The sequence below is a fragment of the Arthrobacter sp. TJ-254 genome (assembly GCF_058269175.1).
In genome coordinates this window covers 104,372-128,531 of record NZ_JBZCNF010000007.1, presented here as the reverse complement: position 1 = coordinate 128,531, position 24,160 = coordinate 104,372, and the positions used below count along the sequence as shown (strand labels likewise).

Genomic DNA, 24,160 nt, shown 5'->3' with positions numbered 1-24,160 from the left:
CGACCTCCTGCCGCACGGCGCCCGGTTGATCCTCGTGAGCAGGGCAGCGGTCGTTGACTACGATGCGCTCCTCGAGCGGCTTTCACAGGGCAGATTCTTCGCGGCCATCGATGTCTGGCCGACCGAGCCCCTGCCCCACGACAGTCCGTTCCGGGCCCTCGGCAATACCGTGCTTTCGCCCCACCGGGCGGGCGGAATCGCCCAAGCGTTCCACTCGATCGGGGAGATGGTCGTCGATGACCTGGCGCTGATGGCCCGGGGGCTGGCCCCGGTCCGGCTTCAGGCAGCAGCCCCCGAACTCGTCGGCCGCTACCGCAACAAGCCCGTCACCTGACCCACTGGTTAGATCTGCACTTCAGGCGGCCGTCAGGGCCTGCCGGGTCGGGACAGCGAACCGAGCTGGGGAGGTTCCAGAAGCTGGCGGGCAACGTCGGAGTCCGTGATGAGGACATTGATCCAGCCCCCGTTTATCGCTCCGCGGATGGCCGCCAGTTTGCGCATCCCGCCGGCGACGCCGATCCTCCTGGGGATACGGAGCATTGTCTTGGAGTCGATGGAGATCATCCGCTCCTCGATCGCTGAGTTCATCGGCGCTCCATCGATGTCGAAATAGCGAAGGCAGATCTCACCCACTGCCCCGGAGTCGAGCAGGGCCTTTTCCTCGGCCCGGGTCAGGGCGTTGCCACTGGCCTGCCAGAGGGGGGATGCCGGAAAGGTGCCGATGCCGACAAGAGAGGTGTTCACCCGCTGCCACGCTTCCGCGGTGCTGGCGATCGCGGGGTCGTCGAGGAAGGCCTGGCGGATCCCATGGTTGGCCACCAGTCCCGGCGCCGCCATGTAGAACGGTTTCGCCGAGGTGAGTTCGGCGAGGTGAGAGACCAGCCGGGTTGCCTGGATCTGTGCCTGGGGGCTGCCGACGCCTCCAATCATCTGGATGACTTCGCTCAGGACTTTTCGGGGCCGTGAGCGCATCGCCTCGACCGTCTGCAGCAGGGTGGTGCTCCATGAGGAAATCCCGACAACGTCATTCACCTCGATCGTTGTTTCAAGGTAGGTTGCGGCGCACGATCCCAGCCGCATGCCCAAGGAGGCGTCGTCCACCATGTCGGCGACCACAACTTCCTGCAGCCCGTACTTCTCCTCCAACGCTTTCTCAAGGCCGACATAGATACCTGGCGGCTGGACGACGGAGGTCCGCACAATGCCGAGATCGGCTGCAAGCTTCAGGCAGCGGGAGACCCGAGCCTGGGAAAGGTTCAACCGGGCGGAGATTTCCGCCTGGGCCAGTCCTTCCTCGTGATACAGGACCGCAATCTTGGTCAGCAGGCGCAGCTGATCCGGGCTCGCAGTGGACAGTGAGACGGGGTCGGCCGAGGGTGTCATAGACCGTTACCTTTCCATAGGCGCAGCGCGTTGTTGAATAAATATCCAAGGCCGACTGCATCTGAAAATCCGGGCCATTGAGGGTCATGTGCACGATGTCGTGAGACCTCTGTGACACCTGAACTCTACACCGGTCAAGCGGCTTCTGAATGAATATTCAGGCACGATTAATCGTTACCAATATTTTCCGCCGGGCCCCTTTTTCGTGCTTTAGGGCTCATAGACTCCGAGCATCAAACCAACTTCAGCGTCGAAGTTCCGCAAGGAATCTTCTCGACTGACCCACCCGTCCAGGGAGAGAAAATGAAGTCAACGAAGACAGCACCACGCACACCGAAGCTCGCCGGGGTCCTCTCGGTCCTTGCCTTCTCGTTTGTCTTGTCCGGCTGCGGGGCGGCCGCCCCAACGACATCCGGAGGATCCGCCGCCGGGGGAGCGGAGGGGACGTCCTGCTCGGTGGACGGTGAACCTTTCAGCACCGATGACGCCGAAGACAGCGTCGAGTACACCGAACTCGAAAGTACCCTCGGGGCCGTTCCCGAGGCTCCGGAGGGAACACAGATCGGTTCCATCATGAAGTTCCTCGGCAACCAGTACTGGCTTGCCCTCTCCGAAGGCCAGACCGCCGCGGCGGAAACCTACGGAGTGGAGGTGGACGTTCAGGCGGCCGCCACCGAGTCGGACCAGGTCGGGCAGCTCAATGCTGCGGAGACGATGCTGCAGAGGGAAGCCACGATGCTCGTCTCACCGCAGACGGACACAAACCTTTGCCCGGCCGTGGAAAAGGCCGAGCAATCAGACCTCCTGGTCGTTAATGTCAACGACGCTGTCCTTCCGGGCGCCCGCCAGTGGGTGGGACCGAACCAAAAACAGAACGGCATCAGCGCAGCGGAATTCGTCCTTGAATCCGCCGAGGAGGGCGCGCAGGTCGCCATCATCGAAGGCCAGGCCGGGGTCTACGCCGCCAAGCAGCGCACGGCGGGCTTCACGGAAACCGCCGAAGAGGGCGGACTGGAAGTTGTCGCCAGCGTCCCCGGAGACTGGGACATCGCCAAGGCCCGCGACGCCGCCACAACGATCATCGATCAGTACCCGGATCTTGCGGCCATCTACGCGAACAACGACGGCATGGCCCTCGGGGTCGCCGAAGCTGTCAATGCGGCCGGCAAGAAGGGCGAGATCCTGGTCATCGGCACCGACGGCATCGAGGCAGCCTACGACGCCATCCGCGCCGGGGACCTCACGGCAACCGTGGACTCCTATCCCTACCTGACCGGCCAGGTGTCGGTTAACGTCGCCGTGCGTCTTCTTGGCGGACAGGACGTGCCCCGCGCCGTCTACACCCCGCAGGCGCTGATCACCTCAGAGAACGTCGACGATGCTCCTCCCACGCTCGACTGAGGCACTCCATGACCCCCGCCCATTCCCAGCAGAAAGTTTCCGGCGTGACACTTCCGATCAAGCAACCCCCGCCCGCTACTGCGGATAACCGCAGCGGTGCGGTCCCTACCAAGCGGCGTTCCCCGTCCCTTCCCGACTTCGCCAACCACCGCATCCTGGGCGTCATCGGCGCCCTGTTGGTGACCTTCGCGGTCTTCACCGCCCTCGTTCCGTCCTTCCTCAGCATCACGAACCTGCTGGAAATGGGTGTCCAGTCGGCCATCATCGCGATCATCGCCCTGGGCATGACGCTGGTGATCGTGACCGGCGGCATCGACCTGTCGGTCGGGTCCATTGTCGGGCTGGTGAGCGTGGTCTGCGCGGCGAACCTCGCGACATGGGGGGCCATCCCCACCATCATCATCGGGATCCTCCTTGGGGCGTTCCTGGGATTCATCAATGGATCGTTGTCTGCGGTGTTCTCCCTCGAGTCGTTCGTGGTTACCCTGGCCACCCTGAATGTGTACCGGGGTCTTGCCTTCCTCTACACCGACGGCCTGCCCATCTTCGGACTGGATCAGGGCTTCCGGAACATGCTCAGCGGCACCCTCGGGTCGATTCCCAACCCCATCATCCTGCTCGTCATCGTGACCGTCCTCTGCTACCTCCTCCTCAACCGCTCGCGGCTGGGCGTGCACCTCAAGGCGGTCGGCACGAACGCTGACGCCTCCCTAAAAAGCGGCATCGCGGTCAAACGCACCAAGGTGACTGCCTTCGTCATCTCCGGCGGGCTTGCAGGGCTCGCAGCGATCCTGCTGATCAGCCGCATCGGCGCCGCCGAACCGATCTCCGGCACCGGCTACGAACTCACTGTGATTGCGGCGGTCGTCGTCGGCGGCACGAGCCTCATGGGAGGACGGGCCTCCATCGTCGGCACCGTACTCGGAGCCCTCCTCCTAGGATCCATCCGGACCGGCCTCACCCTGCTCAACGTCAACCCCTTCTTCCAACTGCTCATCACCGGCCTCATCATCCTGCTCGCGGTCCTCGTGGACCGGTTTGCCTCACGAACGAAAGCGAAACGCTAATGCCCCCCATCAAGTACTCCACCCGCCTCAACTCCTTCGCCCTGGGGCAGGGCAGAAAGCTGCCAACCGGAGAAGAACCCGTCCTGGAGCTCATTGCCACAGCCGGCACCGTCCCCGGCCTCACCTCTCTCGAGCTGAACTACCCGGAACACTTCAAGCGCGACTCAATCGAGAACATCAAGGAGGCACTCGATCGAGCCGGCCTTGACGTCCCCGCGATCCAGCTGCGCTGGCCTGCGCCCCGCTTCGCCAACGGAGCCTTCACCAACGCCGACCCCGAAATCCGGGCCGAAGCAGTCCAGATGGTCATCGAAGCGATCGAGCTGTGCTCGGCGTTCGGAGCGGACCACGTCCTGCTCTGGCCCGCCCACGACGGCTACGAATACCCCCTGCAGATGGACTACACCAAGTCCTGGTCCTGGATGGTTGAAAGCCTGCAAACCGTGGCAGACTTCAACCCCGAGGTCCGGGTCTCCATCGAATACAAGCCCGCTGACCCGCGCGGACGCACCATCCTGAACACCACCGGTGCCGTCATGAACCTAATCAACGACTGCGACCGGACCAACCTTGGCGTGACCCTCGATTTCGGACACCTGCTCATGGCACGGGAGAACCCCGCCCAGTCCGCAGCGATGTGCCTGCGCGACGGAAAACTCTTCGGCCTGCAGCTCAATGACTCCCACGGGGCCGCAGACGACGGCCTCATGGTGGGAAGCATCCACCTGACCGAGACCGTTGAACTTGCCTACTACCTCCTGCGCGAGGGCTACGCCGGCACGTACTATTTCGATACAGACCCGATCCGTGAAAACCCCGTCAAGGAGTGCGCAGCAAACATCTCGCGGATGGGTGTCATCATCGACATGGCCAGGACCCTGGTCCGGGATCATCCTGATCTGCCCACCGGCCATGCCATGGATTCCTCTTCCATCCTGTGGGAGACAGTTCTGGGGGAGAAGTGGAACCACACCGTATCTGCGTAGCCGGCTCAATCAACGTCGACCTGATCGCCTACCTCGCGGCATCCCAGGATGCTGCAAGGTACGGCGGTGGCCGCGGTTTCCAGATGTCGGCCGGCGGGAAAAGCCTCAACACCGCAATGACACTAGCCGCCCTCGGTCCCGTCCAGCTTCTCGGCAGGGTCGGGAATGACGACTTCGGTGCTTTCATTGAGAAAACCCTCACCGCCGCAGGAATCGACCAGGCAGGACTCATCGTCGACCATGAGGCACAAACCGGCGTCGGACATGTGAGGGTCAGTGCCGCGGGAGAATACGACACCGTCGTCATCCCCGGCGCAAACGGCAACTTCTCACCGACTGACGTCGACCGGTTCCTCGAAGCCAATGCGGCGCCCGACTACGTGGTGCTCAACCTCGAAGTGCCGCTTCCTGCGACGATTCATGCGGCACGGCGGTTCCGGGAACTCGGCGCTACCGTGGTCCTGAACCTTTCGCCCATCCAGGACGGGGGAAAGGAACTGCTCCCTCTGGTAGATGTGGTCGTCCTCAACCAGGAGGAAGCCCAGCTCGTGCTGGACCTACCGCACCGGCAGGATCCGGCGGCCCTCCTAACCGCACTACGGGAGGCAGGCGCGGCAGCGGCTGTCTTGACCCTCGGGGCCGACGGCGCCGCATACATCGACGCTGAAGGCACGGCGGGACGCATCTCCGGGAAACCGGCCGCTGTCGTCAACACCATTGGCGCGGGCGATACCTTCCTCGGCGGTTTCGTCGCCGCCCTCGCATCGGGAAGCGACTTCCAGGACGCACTGGCCTATGCCGACGCCGCGGGGCGGATCGTCTGTGGCAGAACATCCTCCTACCTGACGGCCGCTGACTGTCAGGAACTCGAACACCTTACCGCCGTTGTCCAACGGCGTTCCTTTTCCACTTCGAAAGTATCGGAACCCACTCATGGCTGAGAACATGATCGAACTCATCGACGTCGAGAAGTACTTCGGCGGAGTCCACGCCCTCCGCGGCGTCTCCATGCATATTCCCGCGGGACAGGTCACTGCGATCATCGGCGACAACGGCGCCGGCAAGAGCACCCTGATCAAGTGCCTGTCCGGCATTCACCAGCCGACCACCGGCCAGATCCTCGTTGATGGTCAACCTGCGGAAATTCCCTCCCCGCATGCATCCCGTGAACTCGGCATCGAAACCGTGTATCAGGACCTCGCCGTCATCGACACGCTCAACGTGATGCAGAACCTGTACTTGTCGCGCGAGATTCGTGCGGGCGTGTGGCCGTTCCGGCTGCTGAATCAACGGAAGATGAAAGCCGGAGCAAGGGAGATGCTCGCCCGCATCGGAAACACGACGCTGTCGCTCACCCAAGAGGTAGGCGGCATGTCAGGCGGCCAGCGGCAGGCAGTGGCGATTTGCCGTGCCGTCGCATGGGGCGCCAAGACAGTCATCTTCGATGAACCCACCGCGGCACTCGGTCCCAACGAGAGCGCTGAAGTCCACCGGCTCATTAACCAGTTGCGGGATCAGGGCATCACCGTCATTCTCATCAGCCACAACTTCGAGGAAGTGATGGGCTTGGCCGATATCATCTGGGTCATGCGGCAGGGACGGGCCATCGCCAGCCGCAAGGCAACGGAAACCTCGGGGAGGGAACTGGTGACGCTCCTGACCGGGGCCGACATCGCAGCCGAATAGGCGGTGAGCGGTGGTCGCGCGTGGCGGATTCAGTCGATTGAGGCGAGGATCGCGTCCAAGGCATGCTCGGACGTGGACCCGGGGACGTTCACCAAGGCAGCGGTGAAGTAGTGACTGTCAGTGCACAGCGTTGCCTGCTGAGCGGGGCCATTGCTATCAGTCCATCCAGTCCAGCCGCGGGACTGGACCCACTCCGCACGTGTCGGGCACCTCGGCGATTCCGAGAATTGGAGCGATGTAGGTGTAGGGCATGAAGTGGCAACACCACTAGTTCGATCAGCGCCGTCGCCAAGCATGGGCGAGAAGGAACTGACTCCGACGCCATTAGATCTGCGGCGTAGTATGCGTCTATCCAAGCAATATCTGCCCGTTCAAGCCAGAGGAGACCATGATGTTGCAAATCAGCGAGATGGACGACCGGGTCACCTTGAACAGCCAACTTTCCAATGAAGTGGGGCCCGTCGTTCTCATCAACACCTTCCGGGTCGCGACAGAAGACGCCGACCAACTGCTAGACGCCTGGGCTGCCGATGCCGCCTACCTGAAGACCAAACCGGGCTTCATCTCCACCCAGCTGCACCGAGGCATCGCCGGAAGCGGAGTGTTCCTCAACTACGCCATCTGGGAGTCGGTTGAGGCCTTCCGCAACGCCTTCGGCGATCCGCACTTCCAAGCCAAATTTGCCCAGTACCCCGACTCAACAGTTGCCTCACCCCACCTCTTCCAAAAGGTGGCGGTGTCGGGAATCTGTGTAGACCGGTAGTCTCCAGGAACGAGGCGGAGGGTGCAGTCCTCCCACAGCCCGCGATCCAGGCCAGCTATGCCCCGAAATACTCTGGAAGCCTTCGCCGAGCACGGCGATGTCGGTGCAGATTCCATACCCGAACGGCACGGGCCGGGAAGTCGTCCGTGACATTAAGGACCTCGGTATCGACCTCGACGTGGTCACCCGTGAACTGGAAACCGAAGGGCTGGGGAAATTCGATGACAGTTGGGCCGGCTTCGCCGCCGCCGTCCAAGACTCCATGACGGAAAAAGACGAACCAACCAGGTGACCCTCCTGGAAGATGAACGCCCGGCCGTGAGGCCGGATGGCACCGCGCGGGCAGGGCATGGTCCACGCGCCTCCGGGCAGCTTTGCGGTTCGTTCCTGCCCATGAGGTTTCACGGTCCCACTGTTGGGTGGGCATGACGAGGTTCAGGCTGCGGTGAGAGCCGGAAGGGCTGCTACCGTGGGCGGGATGTCCGTTCATGACCAGGCTGGCTTGCCGAGTGTGTCGTTGGTGATACCGGTGTTCGATGAAGTAGCCGTGATCAGGCGTTGCTTGCTGGCGGCAATTCATCAGACGGTGGCGGCGCAGCAAATCATCGTGGTGGATAACGGTTCCACCGACGGCACCGGCGCCGTGGTGGGCCAGATGCAGCAGGAACACCCCAATAGCGGGATCCTCCTGCTCGAGCAGAACGCCGAGCAGGGAATAATTCCTACACGGGACTTCGGTTTCAGTCGGGCCATGGGTGAAGTGCTGGGCCGTATCGATGCGGATTCCCTGTTGGAACCGGACTGGGTGAAGCAGGTCCAACAGGCTTTTGTGAACCCGGATATCGCTGCTGTCACCGGCCCTGTGATCTATTACGATATGCCGTTGCACCGGTTGGGGCTGAAGGCAGATGACGCCGCGAGGAAAGTGGTGATGAAGCTGGCCTCGGGCCGGTATCCTTTCCTGTTTGGATCCAATATGGCGCTCCGCAGATCTGCATGGGAACAAATTCGATCCCAGACATGCCGGGATGAATCCGATGAGATGCATGAAGATATTGACCTGTCCTTGCACCTTAGTGACAACGGGCTGAGAATCGCGTACCTGCCAACCATGGTGGCCGGGGTTTCCGCCCGCCGTTTGGAGGCTTCTCCTAAATGCTACCGGTACTATGTTGACCGCTTTGAACGTACCTACCGGGCTCACCAGGTGAACAGGCGGGCTTTGAAGGTTTCGGCCATGATTTTCCGATCCATTTACCTGCCCCTGAAGCTGTTGCGGGCTGTGCACGCGACCAGCGCCGGAGCCTATAGTTCTCGCCAAAGAGTGGGCGGCGGTAGCGATTCAAACCCCATCCCGACGTCGGACTAGCCGTTTGACCGAAACCGGGGCAGGATCACCAAGCGGGACTGAATCGCCGTCGAGAAGGGTCTAATGCAGGTTTGCCGGAGGGAACCTCTGGGCATGGCCCTAGGTTTCCGATCGGTTTTTCACAGCTGCACAAAGAGTGCATATCGGTGCGTCGTTTCGGACGGTCGGAGGTAGGAATGCCTGAACAACCGGTTTTAGTGACGGGGTTCGCCAACCCTCGCTGGATGCGGTGAACCCGGTGCAGGGAAGTTGCAGCTCCCTGTGCAGTGACAGGGGCAGGAGTGATTTGGCCTGGCTTCCAGCTTCCAGGATTTGATACTCGCGCGGCGCCGCGACACGTCTCCTGTCCCGGGAGTCCCAAATATGAAGTTGGCCTACTACCAAATAGGAAGCAGGCTTACGGTCGGACTTTCAGCAGAGGGAATTATCCGCAACTGCGCCCTAGGCGATGACCCCCACCGCCATGACCATAGGCAGCGAGACCACAGAGGCGATGGAGGTGACCATCGTCAGCGTCTTGAAAGTCCCCTGAGTCGACAGTCCGAGCAGGGACTTGAACATCCAGAAAAAATTGCTGTTGACCTGAAGGGCGAACATCGCGCCCGAAGCGATGGCCAGACCGATGACGATCGGCGGGATGTCGATCGAGCCCAGTACCGGACCGATGATCCCGGCGGCTGCGATGGCAGCCACCGATACCGACCCGATCGCCAGGTGCAGCACCGCGGCGATGACCCAGGCGAGCAAGACGCTGAGGATGACAGGCGCCGCAGCGTCGGCCGTGAATAGACCGGCCAGAATCGTGTCGAGCCCGGTCTCCCCAATGACCGCGCCCAAGGACCCGCCGATGCCGGTGATGAGCAGAATTTCACCGGTGGTGTGAAATCCCTCACTCATTGCCGTGTCTGTGCCCTTCGAGCCCAGGGTGCGCCGGCAAAGCACGTAGGCACCAAGCAGGCCGATGAAGAGCGCGAAATTGGCGTCCCCCAGGAAGGCGATGAAGTCGTTGGAGAACCCGAACAACTCCGCGAATGCACCGAAGGCGATCATCACCAACGGCACGAAGATGGGCGATAAACAGACCAGCAGCGGAGGGGTGGCGGTGTCTTCCTCGATCAGCTCAGTGGTCTCCAACTCGACCATTGCCTCATCGACCTCTTCGTCCTTCGCGGCTTTCCAGTAGCGGCCCCGCAGGAGCCCTCGGAAGATCAGCGTCGTCACGATCGCGGTCAAGGGCCCGAGTACAAGGCCGTAGATCAGCCAGATGCCCAAGGGAATGTTCAGCAGGCCCGCGATCGAGACCGCGGCCAGTCCCGGGATCACGAAGACGTAGCCGGCGAAGATCCCGGTCCCGAGCGCACCGGCCATGTGCGGCAACCCGGTACGACCGATGAAGGGCCCACACGAGCGCGCCACCGGAGAAGCCAGCACAACCTGCACGTCCACGTAGATCGAGGGAAAAATTGTCGACATTGCAGCGGTCAATGCGTACGGGAGCCGGCGGGCACCGACACCGTTGACGAGTTTGGTCACCATCTTTTGGAAAGCACCGATTGCGTGGAGCATTGCTCCGATGAGCACCCCGAAGCCAATGAGCAGGCCGACTTCGGCCATGATCTCGCCGAAACCCGCGCCAATCGCCGCGATGGTCGCAGTAAAACCGACACCGGTTGCAAGGCCGAGGTAGAGCGAGCCGATGACCAGCGAGATCACCGGGTCGACCTTGACCTTAATAATGAGCAGGATGATGACGATGATCGCTATTGCGGTATGAATGGCAATCATGGCCTGCTCCTGCCGATACGCGGACGACAGGGTCACGCGGCGCCGGAACCGCATCGACCCCAACTCTGGCACTGATCAGCCGGCACCCTTTGGCCGTCGAGGACGAGCCTGGAGTTATATCACCTCTAACACTGCCGGGTACCGCATGATGCACACCGGTTCTACATGGGAACTCGCTGATGTACCTCAATCTTGGTTGCCCCAGTTCATACTGACAGATCTGCAGTGTCAAGGCTCTGGATGAAGTAGTCCCCTGACCGATCGCAGACAGGATGGGGCGAACCGAAGTTGTTCTCGGGTGGCGACCCGGAGATCAACCCCGCACTGGTGGGATCGGTATTGACCGCCACGACCCTATAGGCGTAGGCGCCCCAAAAGGACAGCTCGCTGTATTCATCAAAGGATGACGGCTTTTACCCATCACGTTCCCTGCCAAAGGCAACCCCGCGGCACCGTCACCCCAAACCGGCTTGTGATCTAAGCTATGGGAGCGGGCGCTGGCTCACACAATGCTCCCTGCAAAGAGGGCGGGGCGGGCCGTGGCGAAGCCTCCCGACCGACGCCCCTGACCTTTCTCCCGCCGCCTGGTGCCGGGCCCGCCCGGTGGATTACTCGGCTGGTTCCACTGCCGGTGGGTCGGCGGCGATGGACTTGGCAATGTTTTTTGCCGCCGCCGTGCAGAAGACGAGCTGGCCGGGCACGTTCTCGAAGCCGATGAAATGAAGCCCGGGATGCTCAGCCTGCACGCCGGAGGTGACGGGAACGCCGCGGTCGTTGAGGACACCGAGGTGGCCAAGGAGCGGTCCCAGGTTCGGGGCGTATCCCGTCGCGGCGATGATCCGGTCCACGCGCAGGTGGGAGCCGTCCACCAGGCGCACGCCGTGGGCATCAAAGCCTGCCACTGCGGGGACGATTTTGATGTGTCCGGCTCTAATTGCGGCCGGAACCGCGGGATCGACCCCGGCGGGGCTCGCCCCTGTCCGTCTCAGCTGGGTGAACGGCCCGGCGTCGGGGGCCGGCAGCCCGTAAGCGGACAGGTCCCCGATGGTGAATTTCCGGATCACCCGCATTTGGGCATCCCCCAGCCGGGGCGGCAGCTTCAACATCTGCTTGATGCCTGGCAGGGCTCCGACGATGCGCGGAATGATGTTCGGCGGTGTGCGCACGGACAACCGGACCGATGACGCTCCGGCCGATTCGAGCTCACCGGCGATCTCGAAGCCCGAGGTGCCCGATCCGATGACCAGCACGTCCAGCCCCGTGAACGGTTCGGGCCTGGTGTAGTCGTAGGCATGGATCAGGCGGTCCGCGACCAGTTCGAGCCCGGGCCACTGGGGCGTCAGGGGAGAGCCGTAGAGGCCGGTGGCGATGATGACATGCCGGGCGCTCAGGCGGCCGGCGGTGGTGTCTAGGGTCCAGCCGTCGTCGGCCCGGTCAATCCGGCGGACTCCAACCCTGGTTCTGAGATCCTCGACATTCTTCGCCGCGAATTCCTCCAGGTAGGCGATCTCCTGGTCGCGGGTGGGAAACACGCGGGTGTGACGGGGAAAAGCGGTCCCGGGGAACTGGGACATTCTGCGGCCGCTGTTCAGCCGCAACCCTTCGGGGCGGTGCCGCCACGAGGAAGCCACACCGTCTGATTTCTCAAGGACAACGGCGGTGATTCCCCGGCCTTTGAGCGCTGCGGCCGCAGAGAGCCCGGCAGGCCCGGCGCCAATGATGATCACCTGGTGTAGGTCCATGCCGGATCCCTTGCATTGCTGAATGGAGCATTGTTGATTGGAGGTTATCTCCACAATAGGACCGCGTGGCCGGCGGCGTAAGGGCGTGGAACCGGGCCCGCACAGGTTCGACATGCCGTCTGCAATCTTTGGGGCACCGGATCGCCGGAGGGAAACTCACCGGCCCCAAGGCCGGCCCGGACAGAACCAGGATCTGGGCGCGTCTGCGATGGTCTGCCGCGTGCACTGAACGCCTTACTTGCATCAGTATCAGCTCGTGCGCAAGACTTCGGAACTCGACAGGTGCGCATCGACCGGCGGGTGTCGCGCCACGGCGTCCGTGTTTCAAGGACCAGGGCCGGCCGCACGCGGGCTAGACAGAAGGGGAAGCTGGTTCCGGCCGCTGGGAATCGGGGCAGCGGGGTGGTTCGGCCGTCCGGCAGGTGTCCTTTCCGGCATGAGCGCGGAGAGGGGCACGCTGTCCGGACCGTGTGTTCCGGATGGTGCATCAGAATCCAAGAGGGAGGGGGCGAGGTGTTCACGGTGTGCCTTCGACTGTCCTGTGCCACCCCTGCCGGTAGGAGGCCGCCTGCTCAACCCCGTCGGATGCCACCGAAACAGCATCCGTCATTTACGCTACGGCCCCTCCCGCGGGGTGCATACTGTCAGTCCTGAGTAAACGATCTTCACTGTGTCGCCCTTCAACATATCGCCAAGGGTCCGTCGTGATGCCCCTGCTGGGTGGTCAGCCGAGGATGGATAGGGCCCGCGGGATGTTGTCGATCGTGATGTCGGTGCTGATTTCGACGGATTTCACTTCGCCGTCGAGCTGGTACGGCATGGGCTTAAGCGTTGAGAAGCGGTATTGCGTGTAACTGAGCTGATTGCCCAGTCCCTTGGTGGTGGCGCGTAGTGCGGTGAGCAGGATTCTCCACTTGGCCATGTGCGGGAAGATTGGCCACGCGTCTACCCTTTGGACCGGTGAACCAGGAGGACCATGCGCTCGGACGGGAAGGAATCGACGATGAGGCTTCTGCTGACATCTGGGGGCGTCACCAATGCGTCGATTCGCGGGATGCTGGTGGAGTTGCTCGGCAAGCCGATCGAGGGCTGTAATGCCTTATTCATCCCGACCGCGCAGTGGGGACATCCCATGTGCTCACCACAGACGGTGTGGATGACACTTGCCGGCCCCGGGCCCGGCCGGCAGGGTCTGCTCGGGCTGGGCTGGAAGTCAGTGGGCGTTCTGGAGCTGACGGCGTTACCAAGCATCGCAAAAAGCCGCTGGCTGCCCTGGGTGCTGGAAGCAGATGTTCTCCTGGTTGATGGGGGAGAGGCAATCTACCTCGCGCATTGGATGCGGCAGTCGGGTCTGGCAGATCTGCTGCCGTCCCTCACGGACACCGTGTGGGTCGGCGTGAGCGCTGGGAGCATGGTGATGACTCCGCGAATCGGAGTGCAATTTTTGGACTGGAACCCTAGCGGGGGCGACGAAGCGCTCGGTGTGGTGGAGTTTTCGATCTTCCCTCACCTGGACTATCCGGGGTGGTCCGCGAACACGTCCGAGAGGGCGCGTCGGTGGGCTATGGATATTCGTGGACCCGCTTATGCGATCGATGACCAAACGGCGATCTCTGTCGTGGATGGCATTGTGGAAATCATTTCCGAAGGGCGCTGGCACCAGTTCAATTCCGATAGCGGGCAGAAGCGCTGAGCATCATGCGCTGAGCTGAGGAGCGGTGCGGACAGTGTCCACACCCTGGGGCTCGGACTGGGCCGTACCGGTGGCGGACTCGCCCGGATTCGGGATGTTTCTGGGGGGAGCGGCAGAGCCGGGGCCGACCCTTCGATCCCGTCAGATGACCGTTGGCCCGATCGGCTGCGTCTGGTCAGCCGCAGGGCGTGCCAGGGCGGCACTATCGATGCAGCACGAGGGCCAGCTGCCGCCGGATATCCTGCAGAACCCCTTCGACGCCCAGGGGGGCGTTGGTGCCGACCGCCATGCTGAAAAAGAGGACCGAGGATATGGTCCGTGCGACCGTTGCGGCATCGTCTCCTCCGAACCGTTCGTCCCGTCGGACGGCTGCGGTGAGGATTTTTTCGCTTTCCGCGATGATGGTCAGGGCGTCACCGTGATTCGGTTCGCTGGGGTCCCCGAAGATCATTTCGCGCAGGTACGTGCGGCCGTTTTCGGCGTGGGCACGGTTGCACTCCACGATGGGGCGCACGATGGCAAGAGCCGCCTCCAGCACATTCGGAGCGGCCTCGGCATCCGCCCGGCCCCGCTCAAGCGCTGCCGCATATGTGGCGTTCTCCACCAGCAGCAGGAGTTCGCCCTTGTTCCTGGCATAGAGGAAAAGGGTTCCCGTGCCGATATCGGCCTTATCGGCAATCTGCTGGGTCGTGACATCGTCCACCCCATGCTCGGCGAACAGTTCGCTGGCCGCGGCGATGATCCGTTCCAGCTTCTCCTGTTTGTTCCGTTCGCGCCGGCCCAGCGGCCGAGAGGCGACAGACATGACGGACCCTCCCGGATAGTTTCTGAGTGTGCTCGATTCTGAGCATAGTCCCCATCGTGCCGAGTGCAAGCACCGGGAACCATTCTCCCGTCGCCAGCAAGGCCGCGACCGAGCCGGTCGATCCGTTTTCCTCCCCATGGATGCTGAACCCTTCCGTGCCGCACGCAGCCCCGGGAATAGTTTATGAGTGCACTCGGTTATGAGTACAGTCGCCAAGCACGGACTGCCCGCACCGCCCAAAACCGGCGCTGGTCAGCCGAAGGCATCGACCCACCACCCTATGTGCACCACTCATCACAACCCAGTCAGGAACAGAACCATGGACTACAAGCTTGAACTCATCATCCTTCCCGTCTCCGACGTCGCACGCGCCAAGGCGTTCTACGACAAGCTCGACTGGCGCCTTGACGTCGACATCCAGGGCGAGGGCGGCTTCCGGGCCGTGCACTACACCCCCACCGGATCCGCGGCCTCCTTCATCATCAGCAACGGCCTCACCGACGCCGCCCCCGGCTCCACCCGCGGCACCTACCTGGTCGTCGACGACGTCGAGGCGGCCCGCGCCGACATCGCTGCCCGCGGCATCGAGATCACCGAGGTCTTCCACGAGGCCCAGGGCGGGATCCCCAGTGTCAACAAGGAAGGGCGCACCCCCGGCCTGGCTCCCGAGCGCGCCAGCTACTTCTCCTTCGCGATCTTCAACGACCCCGAGGGCAACGAGTTCATCCTCCAGGAAATCACCACCCGCTTCCCCGGCCGCGTCTAACCGTCAAGCCTGACGACCAACACTCCTTACCTTCGGTGAGTCTCATGAAAGGGGACCTCCATGTTCAACCCATCTGATATAAATCATGACGCGGCGTCGCCGCGTCCGGCCCGGCGGGCCCGGCGTAGGTGGATCGGTGCCGCCGCAGGTATTGCCGCCGCGCTCGTGGTCGGCACCGTCTCCGCCGGTGCCTCCGAGCCCAAGTCCGCACCGGAGAGCTGGGTGACCAGTGGGCAGCAGCAGGTGCCTGCAGGCTTCAGTGACACCTTCGAGAGCAGGTTCGTCGAGGCCAACGGCATCCGCCAGCACGCGGTGGTCGGTGGTGAGGGTCCGGCGGTGCTGCTGGTGCACGGCTGGCCGGAGGATTCCTCAGCATGGCGTTCGGTGATGCAGCCGTTGGCCGAGAACCACACCGTGATCGCCGTCGACCAGCGCGGCATCGGCCTGACCGAAAAGGCAACCGACGGCTACGACACGGCGACCCTCGCCGATGACCTGGCCGCCCTGATGACCGAACTCGGACATGAGAAGTTCTCCGTGGTCGGCCATGACACCGGGTACATCATCGGCTACGCCCTGGCCGCCGATCACCGCGACCGGGTCGAGCGTTTCGCCGGCGCCGAGATCCCGGGCCCTCCCGGAATCACCCCCCAGGGCCCGCCGCTGTTCCTTGACGAGGCCACCAACAACCGGCTCTGGCACATCCCCTTCAACCGGGTCGACGATGAGCTGATCACCGATCTGGTCCGCAGCAACGCTGACGCGTTCTACCGCTACGAGTTCAAGATCCAAGGCGGCGGGGAAACCCTGCCAAATAAGGCGATCAAGTACTACATCAACCAGTACAACCGCGACAAGGACACTCTGCGCGCCAGTTTCGGGCTCTACCGTGCATGGGACGCCACCCTCGCTCAGAACGCCGAACGCGCCAAGACCCCGCTGACCATCCCCGTCCTCGGGATCGGTGGAGAAAACAGCTGGGGACCCGCCGCAGCCGAAGGCATCAAGGCCGCCGCCCCGCAGGTGCAGACCGCCGTCATCCCCGGCGCCGGCCACTGGGTCGCCGAACAGGCACCCGAGGAACTGGTCAGGGTCCTGCAGAACTTCCTGGCACCTTACGGAAACACCAAATAACGACTGGCGGACCACAGCAAGCCCAAGAGGCCCATCACCATCCCGGTGATGGGCCTCGTTCATCCCGGTCAACCTCACCCACGCCGGCTTCAGCGGCTTCAAACATCAGCGTCGGCAGATCGTATTTCCCCCCCCCCCCCAACGAAACCGGGACGAGAGATCGGAGCCGCCCCACTCAGCCGATCGGGGTCGCTCGACGGATTCAGTAGTACGGCATCGCCCCGCGCCACCGCGAACCTGAAAGCCCTGAGGGATCATCTCCGCTGCCTCCCCAACGCAGGCCGCGGTGCTTTCGCCCCGCGGGACGGTGCGGATCAGCATGCCCGGGTGCGCCGGGACTATGGGACCTCGGGCACCATCGAAGAGTGCGTCCACCATATCCCGGACAGCCTGGACGTGGGCGCCGCCGGTGCACCGTCGTTTCACCGCATCAGCCCGTGCCGCGGTCGGCCGTCTCGTCCGCCGTCCACCGCCACCGGATGCCCAGAGTAATTCTCTGGTAAACCCCCCTGCTGAGGAGCAGACGGAGTGGGAGTCTGAGGGAGGGCCGATCCGTACTCGTGCTCGATCATGAAAGGTTTCGGGACTTGACGAAAAGACTGCTCGGAAGATGCGGGTACGCGCCACGTAACGACGCCGGAAAGGCGGCCGATGCATCGCATAGCGTCGCGCCGGCTGCGGAACATACTCACCCATGAACCACCCCTCGCAGGAGCTGCCACGATGACTACTTCCGTAACAAAATCGAACTCCAGCCCTGCTCTCGACCTCGTGTTTTGGACCGCCTCGGTCCGGACGCGCCCGTTCGAAGAGCAGGTGAGGGCCGCCGCCGCCGGCGGATTCACAAGTTTCGCTCTGTCGCCCGACGGTTACCAGGCGGCCCGGGCTTCTGGGCTGTCGGACCGGGACATGATGAGCATTGCCGCCGATGCCGGTGCTCCGCTGCGCCACCTCGACACGATCACCGACTGGGCCCCGGTGCGCTACCCCTCCTGGCTTGAGGGACCCCTGAAGGACCGCTTCGACGTCAGCTCCGATGACATTCTGGCGATGGTCGATACGTTCGGAATGGAAACGATCCTCGCCTTCCCCGGCTTCGACGGCACCGAGGGACTGGAACTGGAGGCACTGGCCGACGGGTTCGGCCGGTTCGCCGACCGGGCCCAGGAGCGCGGAGCCCGGGTCCAGCTCGAGTTCACGCCGGTGACCGGCGTCAAGACCCTCGCCGCCGCCTGGGACATCGTCCGCACTGCGGCCAGTCCGAACTCCGGACTCACCATCGACATCTGGCATTTCTACAAGGGCGGGCTGGATCTCGAACTCCTGCGGAAGATTCCCGCCGAATACCTGTGGAGCGTGCAGCTGACCGACGGCACCAAGGGGCCCAGCGCGGCGAACCTGCTCGAAGAGGGCCTGAACGGACGCATGTTCCCCGGCGACGGCGAACTTCCCATCCAGGATGTCCTGCAGATCCTGCGGGAGAAAGGCAACCTGCGCCAGGCCGGCCCGGAAACCTTCTCCGCGGCCGCCAATGCCATGGCACCGGAAGAGGCGGGCCGTCGCGACGGGGAAACAAGCAGGGCTGCATTGACTGCGGCCGGAATCGCGGTGCCCCCACACGACGGGGCACGACGGTCCTGAACCCGCTCAACACGCCGCCCGGCCCGCGGCAGAAAGGCCCCGCACTCCTATGTTTCGACACGGTGCTCGATATGTACCTCACGACCAGGATGCGGGAGCTCCGTTCCGACATCGAGCAGGTCACGAAGATCCGCGAAGCCGCCGCCGACAGGGCGACTAAACTGACCACACCGCGGAACTGACAGCCCGGACGGGGGCTGGCCGCCAGCCAACGAGGGGAACAGCACCGGTCAAACCCGTTCGTTCACCGCCAGAGGCGGCCAGATCGAAGGCGGGAACCGACATCCCAGCGCGGAACACACCGCGCTGACTTGTCGCGTACACGATCCCTCAGGGCCGCTTTGGGATCGTTGGTGGCTTATTCTTCAGCAGCGAGTCGAGATAGCTTGCATGTTCGATGATCGAACCATGACGAGAAAGCCCTGCCCTCTCTCCAGTGCGCGAGGAAGTTCAGGTAGCCGATGTGATAGCCATAGTCGATACCGGAGAATGACTCGCCCGTCCGGTATGCAGGTGCTTCTAGCAACCCTACGAATGTGCTCATGTCTGTGCCAGCGCCTTCAGCGCGCATGAACCGAACCACACCAGGGTTGATCGCAAGCTCGAAACGGACTGACGGGCACCGGGCCGCACCGTTGAGGAATCTTCGGATGTCGTCCGGTACCGGCAAATCGTACGTCGCCAGCATGCATCCGAGCTGTTTTGCAAAGTACCGCGCTAGATCCTTGGAGCCGCTCCGCCAGTCTTTGCCGTATACGTCTTTCCAATTGAAGCGGGTTGCATCGGCCATCACATCGAAACGCGAGACGAGGAACGCCTCGAAGGCGTCGTATGCGCGGTCGAAAGTCTGACTCTTGGAATCGTTGCAGCTCGCGCACATGTTCCTGCGCCAGCGGACCTGGGCGCCCTTCTTGAGTGTCTGAAGAGACCTCTGATAGTCCGAGCTCATTTTGAAGACGTTGCTCGGCTTTGTAGTGCCGTCTTCAGCTCTCGCCACCCGCCGAAGCGTTGACGCCTTTATCCGATGCTCCTCGGTAGTGGCAACATCACCACACCACCAGCAGCGGTCAGTGGCAGGGACTCGAAAACCATCAAGTGCTGGATCAGGCTCCAGCACTCCGCGCCTCATGTCTTCAGCCCCCACTGCATCATTGTCTCGCGACGAAGTGACATCCGCTCGGTTTCTGCTTCTGGCGACACGGATTGCATATATAGAGCGCCGGCTAGCCGTTCCACCACCGCGACACTGCTTTCGAGGTGGGCTGTCACTGCAATTGCCGTTTGAAATTGGGTATCGCCGAGTCGCGTATACCTCGCCCGAGAAAAAGCCCGGTGAGGGTAGCCCAACCGCTGCACTGGATGCAGGGGCCGCATACGGGTCGCGGGGGCTCACTGAAGTCGCGTTGGGCAGTGCCGGCTTGGCAGGACCGGTGAGTGAACTTCAGTCGATCCAGCCGGCCCACATCTCCTTCAGGGAGCCTGTCGCTGTTGCGGTGCCCCCTGGCGGCGCTAAGTCGCCCTTGATGATTCCGTCATCGAGGTCATTGGCTGTGACCTTGCGTTCGGACTTCATTGTGTGTCCTTCGGGAAGTTCTAGGATAGAAGAGCAGAGGCAGCGGCATAGAACACGAATGCAGCCGACGGGCTGAAGAGCACCAAGAGAGGCACCGAGTCGCGCTGGAGACCTGCTTGACGTCTAGACCTGGAATAGGCGTAGTAGACACCCGCGAGAACCAGCAGTGTCGGCACTGCAACAATCACCGCCATAAAAACAGCAACAAAAGGTTCCTGCGCGAATCGGGGATTCGGGGTCACATTTCCTAGGAGATCAGCGATTTCATTGGCCAAAGCGAAACCGACGATTCCGCCAGGGATGAGAAGTACAAGACCGAATAGTGAAGCGAGGACTAGGATCGCGATTCTAAGGGAGCGTTCTCGCTGCCTGAGGAGTCGACGCCGCTGCTGAGCGGCCATCAGAGAGTCCGCAACGGCGCACTGAATCTGACACACATTCCAAAGAGGCCAAGCACCTGTCCACCATACGCTGCCGCATCCAGACCTTCGCCGTTGTATCGGGCCAAGGTGGCTTGAGTTGGTTGCTCGTCGAAGTCGAGAGTCGCGGTCGTCCGAGGGTGAGCCGAGAGTGCCAGTGGAACAGTAACTGAATGGTTTAGAGACCCATGCGCTCGAACCGGGGGACACGGCGCTGGAGGCATTTCCTACTGTCGCCGTCCTCTCCGTGCCCGAGTGCCCTTGGACGTCGAGAGCGCTGACTCGGGCACAGCTTCCCCTCCCGGGATGTTCCCGGACCCACGCCGCGGCACTGTCATGGCGGCAACCTGCCTGAGCCGGGGGTGGAGATGGTCCTCGCCGTCCACCGTTCCGGACTGCCACGACAGCGTGAGCCCGTCCGCGGTGTCCTCGAGCGATGCGAGGTTGTTGTCGAACCACGGGCCCCTGATGTTCCGCCAACGGAACGGTGGGTTGGGAACTTTCACGGAGCGCGCCACGAGGGCCCCGAGAGGTGCCGCCACGGCGTAGGAGAGGATGGCGGTGGAGGAGCGCAGGAGCCGCGGCAGCGGATTACGGATCGGGGAGCAGACCACCTGGAGGATACGGCTGCCCCGACGTCCTGTCCACTTCCGCGACGTACGAGAAGTGGACGTCTCCCGACAGGAAGGTCACCGTCTCCGGTGCCGGGCCCCGGTTGCCGTCTGCCACCTCCGTCGCCATGAGGGCCACGGCGCGGAAGCTGTTCTGGAAGGAGGCCCAGTGTTCGAGATCCATGCCTGCCGCAGCTTCTCACCCAGCCGTGCGCCCCGCGCGCCCCACGCACCCTGTGCGAGGGCCTCGTCCCACGACTCGATGTGATGCAGCCCCAGCGGCAGGAGGAACGGCAGCGAGGTTCCCACCAGCAGGTGCCGGAATCCGCCCACCATCCTGTGATCCAGCCACGCCGTCTCCTCCTCGGTGAGCAGGGCCCGCGCATCGGGTGTCAGCACGCGGGATCCGCGGGAGTCGACCACGATCAGGCGCGAGTCATCGAAGTCGCGGCAGTAGCTCCAGCGGTAGCTGGCCGGGTCCTTGTCCGCCCGGTCGGCGAAGGCGTCGAGCTCCTCGCTCAGGTCGAGCTCGGCGGCGTCGTGATGGTTGACGATCCGTTGCCAGTTGCGGTCCTCGGCGCGCCGGTCCGGTGACATGTTGCCGAGGTGCTGGTACACCCAGTACGACGCCAGGCCCGCGACGATCCGGTCCTGCCACCAGGAGGTGGCCTCCATTTCCTGCTTCCAGGAGGTGGAGGCGTTCCAGTCATCGCGGATGTCGTGGTCGTCGAAGATCATGGCACTGGGAAGGGTGGACAGCAACCAGCGGTTGGCACTGTCGGACCGGGCCAGGTTGTACAGGTGGGCGTACTCCTCGTAGTCCTTCAGCTCGGCGCCGGGCTCCTCCTCGATGTCCCTCCGCCCGCGGATGAACTGCTGCATCTCCTCACTGGTGGAATCGGCGTATACCTGGTCGCCGAGGAAAAGAATCAGGTCCGGCCGCGGTGAACTGTCGTCCTTTGTCCGGTTGAGCGCGTACGCACGCATGGCATCGATGCCGTGGGTCCGGTTGCCCTCCTTGGTGTAGGGACGCTCGTGCGGCAGGACCCGAAGGCCAGTCGCAGGGGCTTCCCCGGGGTGCGTGTCGCAATGCTCGAGGGCGGGAATTCGGGAACCGATCCCGGGTCCGGCCAGGCCTGCTGTCCGTTGATCTCCACCGTGTAGGAGGTGACGCTTCCCGGCTCGAGTCCGTCCACCTCGACGAGCGCGTAATGGTGCCCGTGGACCGCGAACGTGCGTGCTTCCCAGGATCGCTGGGCGGCCCGGACGACGACGCGTGCCGCGGTGCCGACCTCCACCCAGATACTTGCCGAGGTTTCGTCGACGTACCGCAGTATGGGGCCAAGGACCAGGGGAGTTGGTGTCATACGCATGTTTTACCCTTCGGCCCGCAGGCCCCGTTGCTATTCAGTGGCTGAGGGCGCGAGCCTGAACGAGCGTGATGCGGTTTCTGCGCAACGCCGTACGGAGCAAGCGGTCATGCCGGCTAAGTTGACGCGGTCGGTGATCTCGAATCAAACGGCCAGAACGATCTGGCAAGTCGCAGGGCGATCCTGAACAAGCCGTCCTGCCGGCCCTGAAGATGGCGGTCCTACCCACCCGGGCGTGAAGGTTGGCGGACACCTGCGCTTGATACGTTTAAGGTGCCCGTCGAGTTCGACGCCGGCGCCGTGTTCACCCGTAGCACCCCACGGGTGGGATTCGGAAAAACATTCGTTGAGGTCGACGCGATGTGCGCCGTTCCCTGAACTTGCCGGGACCTTGTGCGGCTCAGGGGTTCGAGGGTTTGCAGCTATCTAATCCTTTGAGCTGCCGCAGGGTTTTCGAGCGTTGCTTGAGCGAGGCGCGCCCGGGAAAGTGATCGGTCGAGTCTGTCGAGGTCCAGTACGGCGGCCGAGAGCATCCGTTGACCATTGTCCTGGCTGTAGGACTCTGTTTGAAGGTTCCGGTGCGCGTATTGGACCGTCTGGGCCAGCGTGGTCCGTTCGTGCTCCAACGACACCACATGTTGCCGTACCGCTATGAGGTCCGCAGGAATGTCCGTGTCCCAATTGTCATCGATCTGACACACGGGAAGTTCTACCTCGCGGAAATGGAGCTGTCCTGACTTTTTCATGAATCCCTTTTTCATTATCAGTAGTTCGTCCGGGCCCGGTTTGTGCTGCTCAGTCTTGCTCGAGGTCACCACAACTCCTGAGATGCCCAGGTAGTGCGAGGATCGGCGGAATTGACCCTGCCACAGTCGTAGCCGAGCAGATTGACATTCTCCGGGGCGGCAGCAGCGAAGGTCTAAGCCGCGGTTGTTAGCGGACCATTCACAGGTGGGCCGATCGTGTCCGACGGACAGATCTCAAGAGGGGCCCGGCTTCTCCACCACTGCTTCATGAAGAATCGGTGGGCAAAGGTCCGCGATTAGACCCATTCCGGCGCACTCACGGACGACACGGATCCCCTCGACGGCCAAGGCCTTATTAGAGAACTGCCCCGATATGGCTACGACTTCCCCGTCGGGAGCCTTCAACCTGAACCCGAAGGAATTGCCTCCGTCATAAAAAAGCTCGAACGTTCCGGCCATGGCTACCTCCTGTGATCGCCCGAGCAAGGACCGCTCGGGCTCGTCATTTAGTCCGGGGCTCACCGTCACCTGCCAGTCGGCCCGGTAACGGGACAAACCCCCTAAATGTGACCCCAACCACCCCTGTAGCGTAACGACATCAACTCGTACTAGCGAGTAACCCCCGCCGGGGGGCCTGAACGCGCGAAGAGACGCGCGAAGGGGCGCATGACCGAAGAAGCTGCCCGTCTCGTCGCCGCCCTCGCACCCAGAAGATGGTCCGCCAATCACGAAGCGCTGGGCAAGTCGGAGCTGATCTTGAAAGCAGGATCAGCATCGGTGTTCGCAACACCATGATGAGGATGGTGCCCGCCGGACCAGCAATGAAAGCAGGAGCATCGGTCCTCACCTGGAAAGCCACGACCTGAGCATGCGCCGATTGCACCTGACCGTGACAGGTTTGGGTCCACCAACGCGTTCGGCGGACCCATAGACTCACTGACGGGGATCGAGTTGATGGAGCGCGCGCGGACGCATGCTCCAGGGGCGAAGCTCCTCCTTCTCACGGCTTACGCGGACACCGATGTCGCAATCAAAGCGATTAATGACATCGGGCTTGATCATTACCTGCTCAAACCTTGGGATCCGCCCGCTGAGCGGCTGTATCCGGTGGTGGATGACCTGCTCGATGACTGGCGTCGGGCTAATACCGATCACACATCCGATGTGCGGGTGATTGGCGCCCGCTGGTCGGACCGTCGCCACGAGATCAAGACATTCCT

At 62.9% G+C, this 24,160-nt stretch carries 27 protein-coding genes; 14 read left to right on the top strand and 13 right to left on the bottom strand.

What is annotated here, in order from left to right; genetic code table 11:
- Positions 1 to 334: NAD(P)-dependent oxidoreductase (locus AC4D14_RS17960; protein ID WP_490900495.1), on the top strand; the 334-nt coding region annotated here is incomplete at its 5' end.
- Positions 335 to 366: 32 nt separating this feature from the next.
- On the opposite strand, the gene AC4D14_RS17955 is transcribed toward AC4D14_RS17960, so the two are convergent.
- Positions 367 to 1,383, bottom strand: a complete 1,017-nt coding sequence (locus AC4D14_RS17955; protein ID WP_490904041.1) for a sugar-binding transcriptional regulator — start codon at positions 1,381 to 1,383, stop codon at positions 367 to 369.
- A gap of 303 nt (positions 1,384 to 1,686) precedes the next feature.
- Here AC4D14_RS17955 and AC4D14_RS17950 point away from each other — a divergent pair, with 303 nt between their 5' ends.
- From AC4D14_RS17950 to AC4D14_RS17915, 8 genes are all read left to right on the top strand, one after another.
- Positions 1,687 to 2,784: a sugar ABC transporter substrate-binding protein gene (locus tag AC4D14_RS17950; RefSeq protein WP_490904040.1), complete on the top strand. Its 1,098-nt coding sequence runs from the start codon at positions 1,687 to 1,689 to the stop codon at positions 2,782 to 2,784.
- Between the two features lie 44 nt (positions 2,785 to 2,828).
- A complete protein-coding gene (locus AC4D14_RS17945) occupies positions 2,829 to 3,851 on the top strand; it encodes an ABC transporter permease (protein ID WP_490904039.1) in 1,023 nt (340 codons plus the stop codon).
- Entirely contained in the window at positions 3,851 to 4,837 is a 987-nt protein-coding gene (locus tag AC4D14_RS17940; RefSeq protein WP_490904038.1) for a sugar phosphate isomerase/epimerase family protein, read from the top strand. Before AC4D14_RS17945 ends, AC4D14_RS17940 begins: the two co-directional genes overlap by 1 nt.
- Positions 4,813 to 5,778: a PfkB family carbohydrate kinase gene (locus AC4D14_RS17935; RefSeq protein WP_490904037.1), complete on the top strand. Its 966-nt coding sequence runs from the start codon at positions 4,813 to 4,815 to the stop codon at positions 5,776 to 5,778. The genes AC4D14_RS17940 and AC4D14_RS17935 overlap by 25 nt, the downstream gene beginning before the upstream one ends.
- Positions 5,771 to 6,523 carry an ATP-binding cassette domain-containing protein gene (locus AC4D14_RS17930; RefSeq protein WP_490904036.1) on the top strand — a complete coding sequence of 251 codons (753 nt, stop codon included), beginning with the start codon at positions 5,771 to 5,773 and terminating at the stop codon, positions 6,521 to 6,523. Before AC4D14_RS17935 ends, AC4D14_RS17930 begins: the two co-directional genes overlap by 8 nt.
- Before the next feature lie 388 nt (positions 6,524 to 6,911).
- Positions 6,912 to 7,286 carry an antibiotic biosynthesis monooxygenase family protein gene (locus AC4D14_RS17925; protein WP_221411692.1) on the top strand — a complete coding sequence of 125 codons (375 nt, stop codon included), beginning with the start codon at positions 6,912 to 6,914 and terminating at the stop codon, positions 7,284 to 7,286.
- 103 nt (positions 7,287 to 7,389) lie between these two features.
- Complete coding sequence (locus tag AC4D14_RS17920) at positions 7,390 to 7,578, top strand: hypothetical protein (protein WP_490904035.1); 189 nt, start codon at positions 7,390 to 7,392, stop codon at positions 7,576 to 7,578.
- 186 nt (positions 7,579 to 7,764) lie between these two features.
- Positions 7,765 to 8,655, top strand: a complete 891-nt coding sequence (locus AC4D14_RS17915; RefSeq protein WP_490904034.1) for a glycosyltransferase family 2 protein — start codon at positions 7,765 to 7,767, stop codon at positions 8,653 to 8,655.
- Positions 8,656 to 9,096: 441 nt separating this feature from the next.
- On the opposite strand, the gene AC4D14_RS17910 is transcribed toward AC4D14_RS17915, so the two are convergent.
- The 3 genes from AC4D14_RS17910 to AC4D14_RS17900 all read right to left on the bottom strand — a co-directional run bounded on the left by AC4D14_RS17910 (position 9,097) and on the right by AC4D14_RS17900 (position 13,104).
- Complete coding sequence (locus tag AC4D14_RS17910) at positions 9,097 to 10,440, bottom strand: GntP family permease (RefSeq protein ID WP_490904033.1); 1,344 nt, start codon at positions 10,438 to 10,440, stop codon at positions 9,097 to 9,099.
- Positions 10,441 to 11,048: 608 nt separating this feature from the next.
- On the bottom strand, positions 11,049 to 12,182 hold the full coding sequence (locus AC4D14_RS17905; RefSeq protein ID WP_490904032.1) for a flavin-containing monooxygenase: 1,134 nt from the start codon (positions 12,180 to 12,182) through the stop codon (positions 11,049 to 11,051).
- Positions 12,183 to 12,906: 724 nt separating this feature from the next.
- Complete coding sequence (locus tag AC4D14_RS17900; RefSeq protein WP_490904031.1) at positions 12,907 to 13,104, bottom strand: hypothetical protein; 198 nt, start codon at positions 13,102 to 13,104, stop codon at positions 12,907 to 12,909.
- Between the two features lie 81 nt (positions 13,105 to 13,185).
- Here AC4D14_RS17900 and AC4D14_RS17895 point away from each other — a divergent pair, with 81 nt between their 5' ends.
- Positions 13,186 to 13,875, top strand: a complete 690-nt coding sequence (locus tag AC4D14_RS17895) for a Type 1 glutamine amidotransferase-like domain-containing protein (RefSeq protein ID WP_490904030.1) — start codon at positions 13,186 to 13,188, stop codon at positions 13,873 to 13,875.
- 202 nt (positions 13,876 to 14,077) lie between these two features.
- Here the strand turns inward: AC4D14_RS17895 and AC4D14_RS17890 are convergent, their stop codons facing one another.
- Positions 14,078 to 14,680, bottom strand: a complete 603-nt coding sequence (locus AC4D14_RS17890) for a TetR/AcrR family transcriptional regulator (protein ID WP_490904029.1) — start codon at positions 14,678 to 14,680, stop codon at positions 14,078 to 14,080.
- Positions 14,681 to 14,999: 319 nt separating this feature from the next.
- Here AC4D14_RS17890 and AC4D14_RS17885 point away from each other — a divergent pair, with 319 nt between their 5' ends.
- The 3 genes from AC4D14_RS17885 to AC4D14_RS17875 all read left to right on the top strand — a co-directional run bounded on the left by AC4D14_RS17885 (position 15,000) and on the right by AC4D14_RS17875 (position 18,221).
- Complete coding sequence (locus AC4D14_RS17885; protein ID WP_490904028.1) at positions 15,000 to 15,446, top strand: VOC family protein; 447 nt, start codon at positions 15,000 to 15,002, stop codon at positions 15,444 to 15,446.
- A 60-nt stretch (positions 15,447 to 15,506) separates the two neighbouring features.
- On the top strand, positions 15,507 to 16,580 hold the full coding sequence (locus AC4D14_RS17880) for an alpha/beta fold hydrolase (protein ID WP_490904027.1): 1,074 nt from the start codon (positions 15,507 to 15,509) through the stop codon (positions 16,578 to 16,580).
- Positions 16,581 to 17,303: 723 nt separating this feature from the next.
- A complete protein-coding gene (locus tag AC4D14_RS17875; protein ID WP_490904026.1) occupies positions 17,304 to 18,221 on the top strand; it encodes a sugar phosphate isomerase/epimerase family protein in 918 nt (305 codons plus the stop codon).
- Between the two features lie 358 nt (positions 18,222 to 18,579).
- On the opposite strand, the gene AC4D14_RS17870 is transcribed toward AC4D14_RS17875, so the two are convergent.
- From AC4D14_RS17870 to AC4D14_RS17840, 7 genes are all read right to left on the bottom strand, one after another.
- Positions 18,580 to 19,365, bottom strand: coding sequence for a hypothetical protein (locus AC4D14_RS17870; protein ID WP_490904025.1), 786 nt, complete (start codon positions 19,363 to 19,365; stop codon positions 18,580 to 18,582).
- 297 nt (positions 19,366 to 19,662) lie between these two features.
- Positions 19,663 to 19,794 (bottom strand): hypothetical protein, encoded by a 132-nt coding sequence (locus tag AC4D14_RS17865; protein WP_490904024.1) that lies wholly within the window; start codon positions 19,792 to 19,794, stop codon positions 19,663 to 19,665.
- 646 nt (positions 19,795 to 20,440) lie between these two features.
- The gene (locus AC4D14_RS17860) at positions 20,441 to 20,827 is read right to left on the bottom strand and encodes a hypothetical protein (protein WP_490904023.1); all 387 of its coding nucleotides are present in this window, start codon (positions 20,825 to 20,827) and stop codon (positions 20,441 to 20,443) included.
- A 75-nt stretch (positions 20,828 to 20,902) separates the two neighbouring features.
- A complete protein-coding gene (locus tag AC4D14_RS17855; protein WP_490904022.1) occupies positions 20,903 to 21,811 on the bottom strand; it encodes an alkaline phosphatase D family protein in 909 nt (302 codons plus the stop codon).
- Positions 21,754 to 22,191, bottom strand: a complete 438-nt coding sequence (locus AC4D14_RS17850) for a DUF7800 domain-containing protein (RefSeq protein ID WP_490904021.1) — start codon at positions 22,189 to 22,191, stop codon at positions 21,754 to 21,756. The genes AC4D14_RS17855 and AC4D14_RS17850 overlap by 58 nt, the downstream gene beginning before the upstream one ends.
- Positions 22,192 to 22,616: 425 nt before the next feature.
- Positions 22,617 to 23,009, bottom strand: coding sequence for a hypothetical protein (locus tag AC4D14_RS17845; RefSeq protein ID WP_490904020.1), 393 nt, complete (start codon positions 23,007 to 23,009; stop codon positions 22,617 to 22,619).
- Positions 23,010 to 23,174: 165 nt separating this feature from the next.
- Positions 23,175 to 23,399 (bottom strand): YegP family protein, encoded by a 225-nt coding sequence (locus tag AC4D14_RS17840; RefSeq protein ID WP_490904019.1) that lies wholly within the window; start codon positions 23,397 to 23,399, stop codon positions 23,175 to 23,177.
- Positions 23,400 to 23,606: 207 nt separating this feature from the next.
- Here AC4D14_RS17840 and AC4D14_RS17835 point away from each other — a divergent pair, with 207 nt between their 5' ends.
- Positions 23,607 to 23,735, top strand: a complete 129-nt coding sequence (locus AC4D14_RS17835; protein ID WP_490904018.1) for a hypothetical protein — start codon at positions 23,607 to 23,609, stop codon at positions 23,733 to 23,735.
- A gap of 138 nt (positions 23,736 to 23,873) precedes the next feature.
- Here the strand turns inward: AC4D14_RS17835 and AC4D14_RS17830 are convergent, their stop codons facing one another.
- Entirely contained in the window at positions 23,874 to 24,143 is a 270-nt protein-coding gene (locus tag AC4D14_RS17830; RefSeq protein WP_490904016.1) for a hypothetical protein, read from the bottom strand.
- Positions 24,144 to 24,160: the final 17 nt, after the last annotated feature.

Coding starts and splice junctions, on each gene's coding strand:
- AC4D14_RS17955 (WP_490904041.1), bottom strand. CDS start 1,383: ATGACACCCTCGGCCGACCCCGTCTCACTGTCCACTGCGAGCCCGGAT.
- AC4D14_RS17950 (WP_490904040.1), top strand. CDS start 1,687: ATGAAGTCAACGAAGACAGCACCACGCACACCGAAGCTCGCCGGGGTC.
- AC4D14_RS17940 (WP_490904038.1), top strand. CDS start 3,851: ATGCCCCCCATCAAGTACTCCACCCGCCTCAACTCCTTCGCCCTGGGG.
- AC4D14_RS17930 (WP_490904036.1), top strand. CDS start 5,771: ATGGCTGAGAACATGATCGAACTCATCGACGTCGAGAAGTACTTCGGC.
- AC4D14_RS17925 (WP_221411692.1), top strand. CDS start 6,912: ATGATGTTGCAAATCAGCGAGATGGACGACCGGGTCACCTTGAACAGC.
- AC4D14_RS17915 (WP_490904034.1), top strand. CDS start 7,765: ATGTCCGTTCATGACCAGGCTGGCTTGCCGAGTGTGTCGTTGGTGATA.
- AC4D14_RS17910 (WP_490904033.1), bottom strand. CDS start 10,440: ATGATTGCCATTCATACCGCAATAGCGATCATCGTCATCATCCTGCTC.
- AC4D14_RS17905 (WP_490904032.1), bottom strand. CDS start 12,182: ATGGACCTACACCAGGTGATCATCATTGGCGCCGGGCCTGCCGGGCTC.
- AC4D14_RS17900 (WP_490904031.1), bottom strand. CDS start 13,104: ATGGCCAAGTGGAGAATCCTGCTCACCGCACTACGCGCCACCACCAAG.
- AC4D14_RS17895 (WP_490904030.1), top strand. CDS start 13,186: ATGAGGCTTCTGCTGACATCTGGGGGCGTCACCAATGCGTCGATTCGC.
- AC4D14_RS17890 (WP_490904029.1), bottom strand. CDS start 14,680: ATGTCTGTCGCCTCTCGGCCGCTGGGCCGGCGCGAACGGAACAAACAG.
- AC4D14_RS17885 (WP_490904028.1), top strand. CDS start 15,000: ATGGACTACAAGCTTGAACTCATCATCCTTCCCGTCTCCGACGTCGCA.
- AC4D14_RS17880 (WP_490904027.1), top strand. CDS start 15,507: ATGTTCAACCCATCTGATATAAATCATGACGCGGCGTCGCCGCGTCCG.
- AC4D14_RS17875 (WP_490904026.1), top strand. CDS start 17,304: ATGACTACTTCCGTAACAAAATCGAACTCCAGCCCTGCTCTCGACCTC.
- AC4D14_RS17865 (WP_490904024.1), bottom strand. CDS start 19,794: ATGAAGTCCGAACGCAAGGTCACAGCCAATGACCTCGATGACGGAATC.
- AC4D14_RS17855 (WP_490904022.1), bottom strand. CDS start 21,811: ATGCGTGCGTACGCGCTCAACCGGACAAAGGACGACAGTTCACCGCGG.
- AC4D14_RS17850 (WP_490904021.1), bottom strand. CDS start 22,191: ATGACACCAACTCCCCTGGTCCTTGGCCCCATACTGCGGTACGTCGAC.
- AC4D14_RS17840 (WP_490904019.1), bottom strand. CDS start 23,399: ATGGCCGGAACGTTCGAGCTTTTTTATGACGGAGGCAATTCCTTCGGG.
- AC4D14_RS17835 (WP_490904018.1), top strand. CDS start 23,607: ATGACCGAAGAAGCTGCCCGTCTCGTCGCCGCCCTCGCACCCAGAAGA.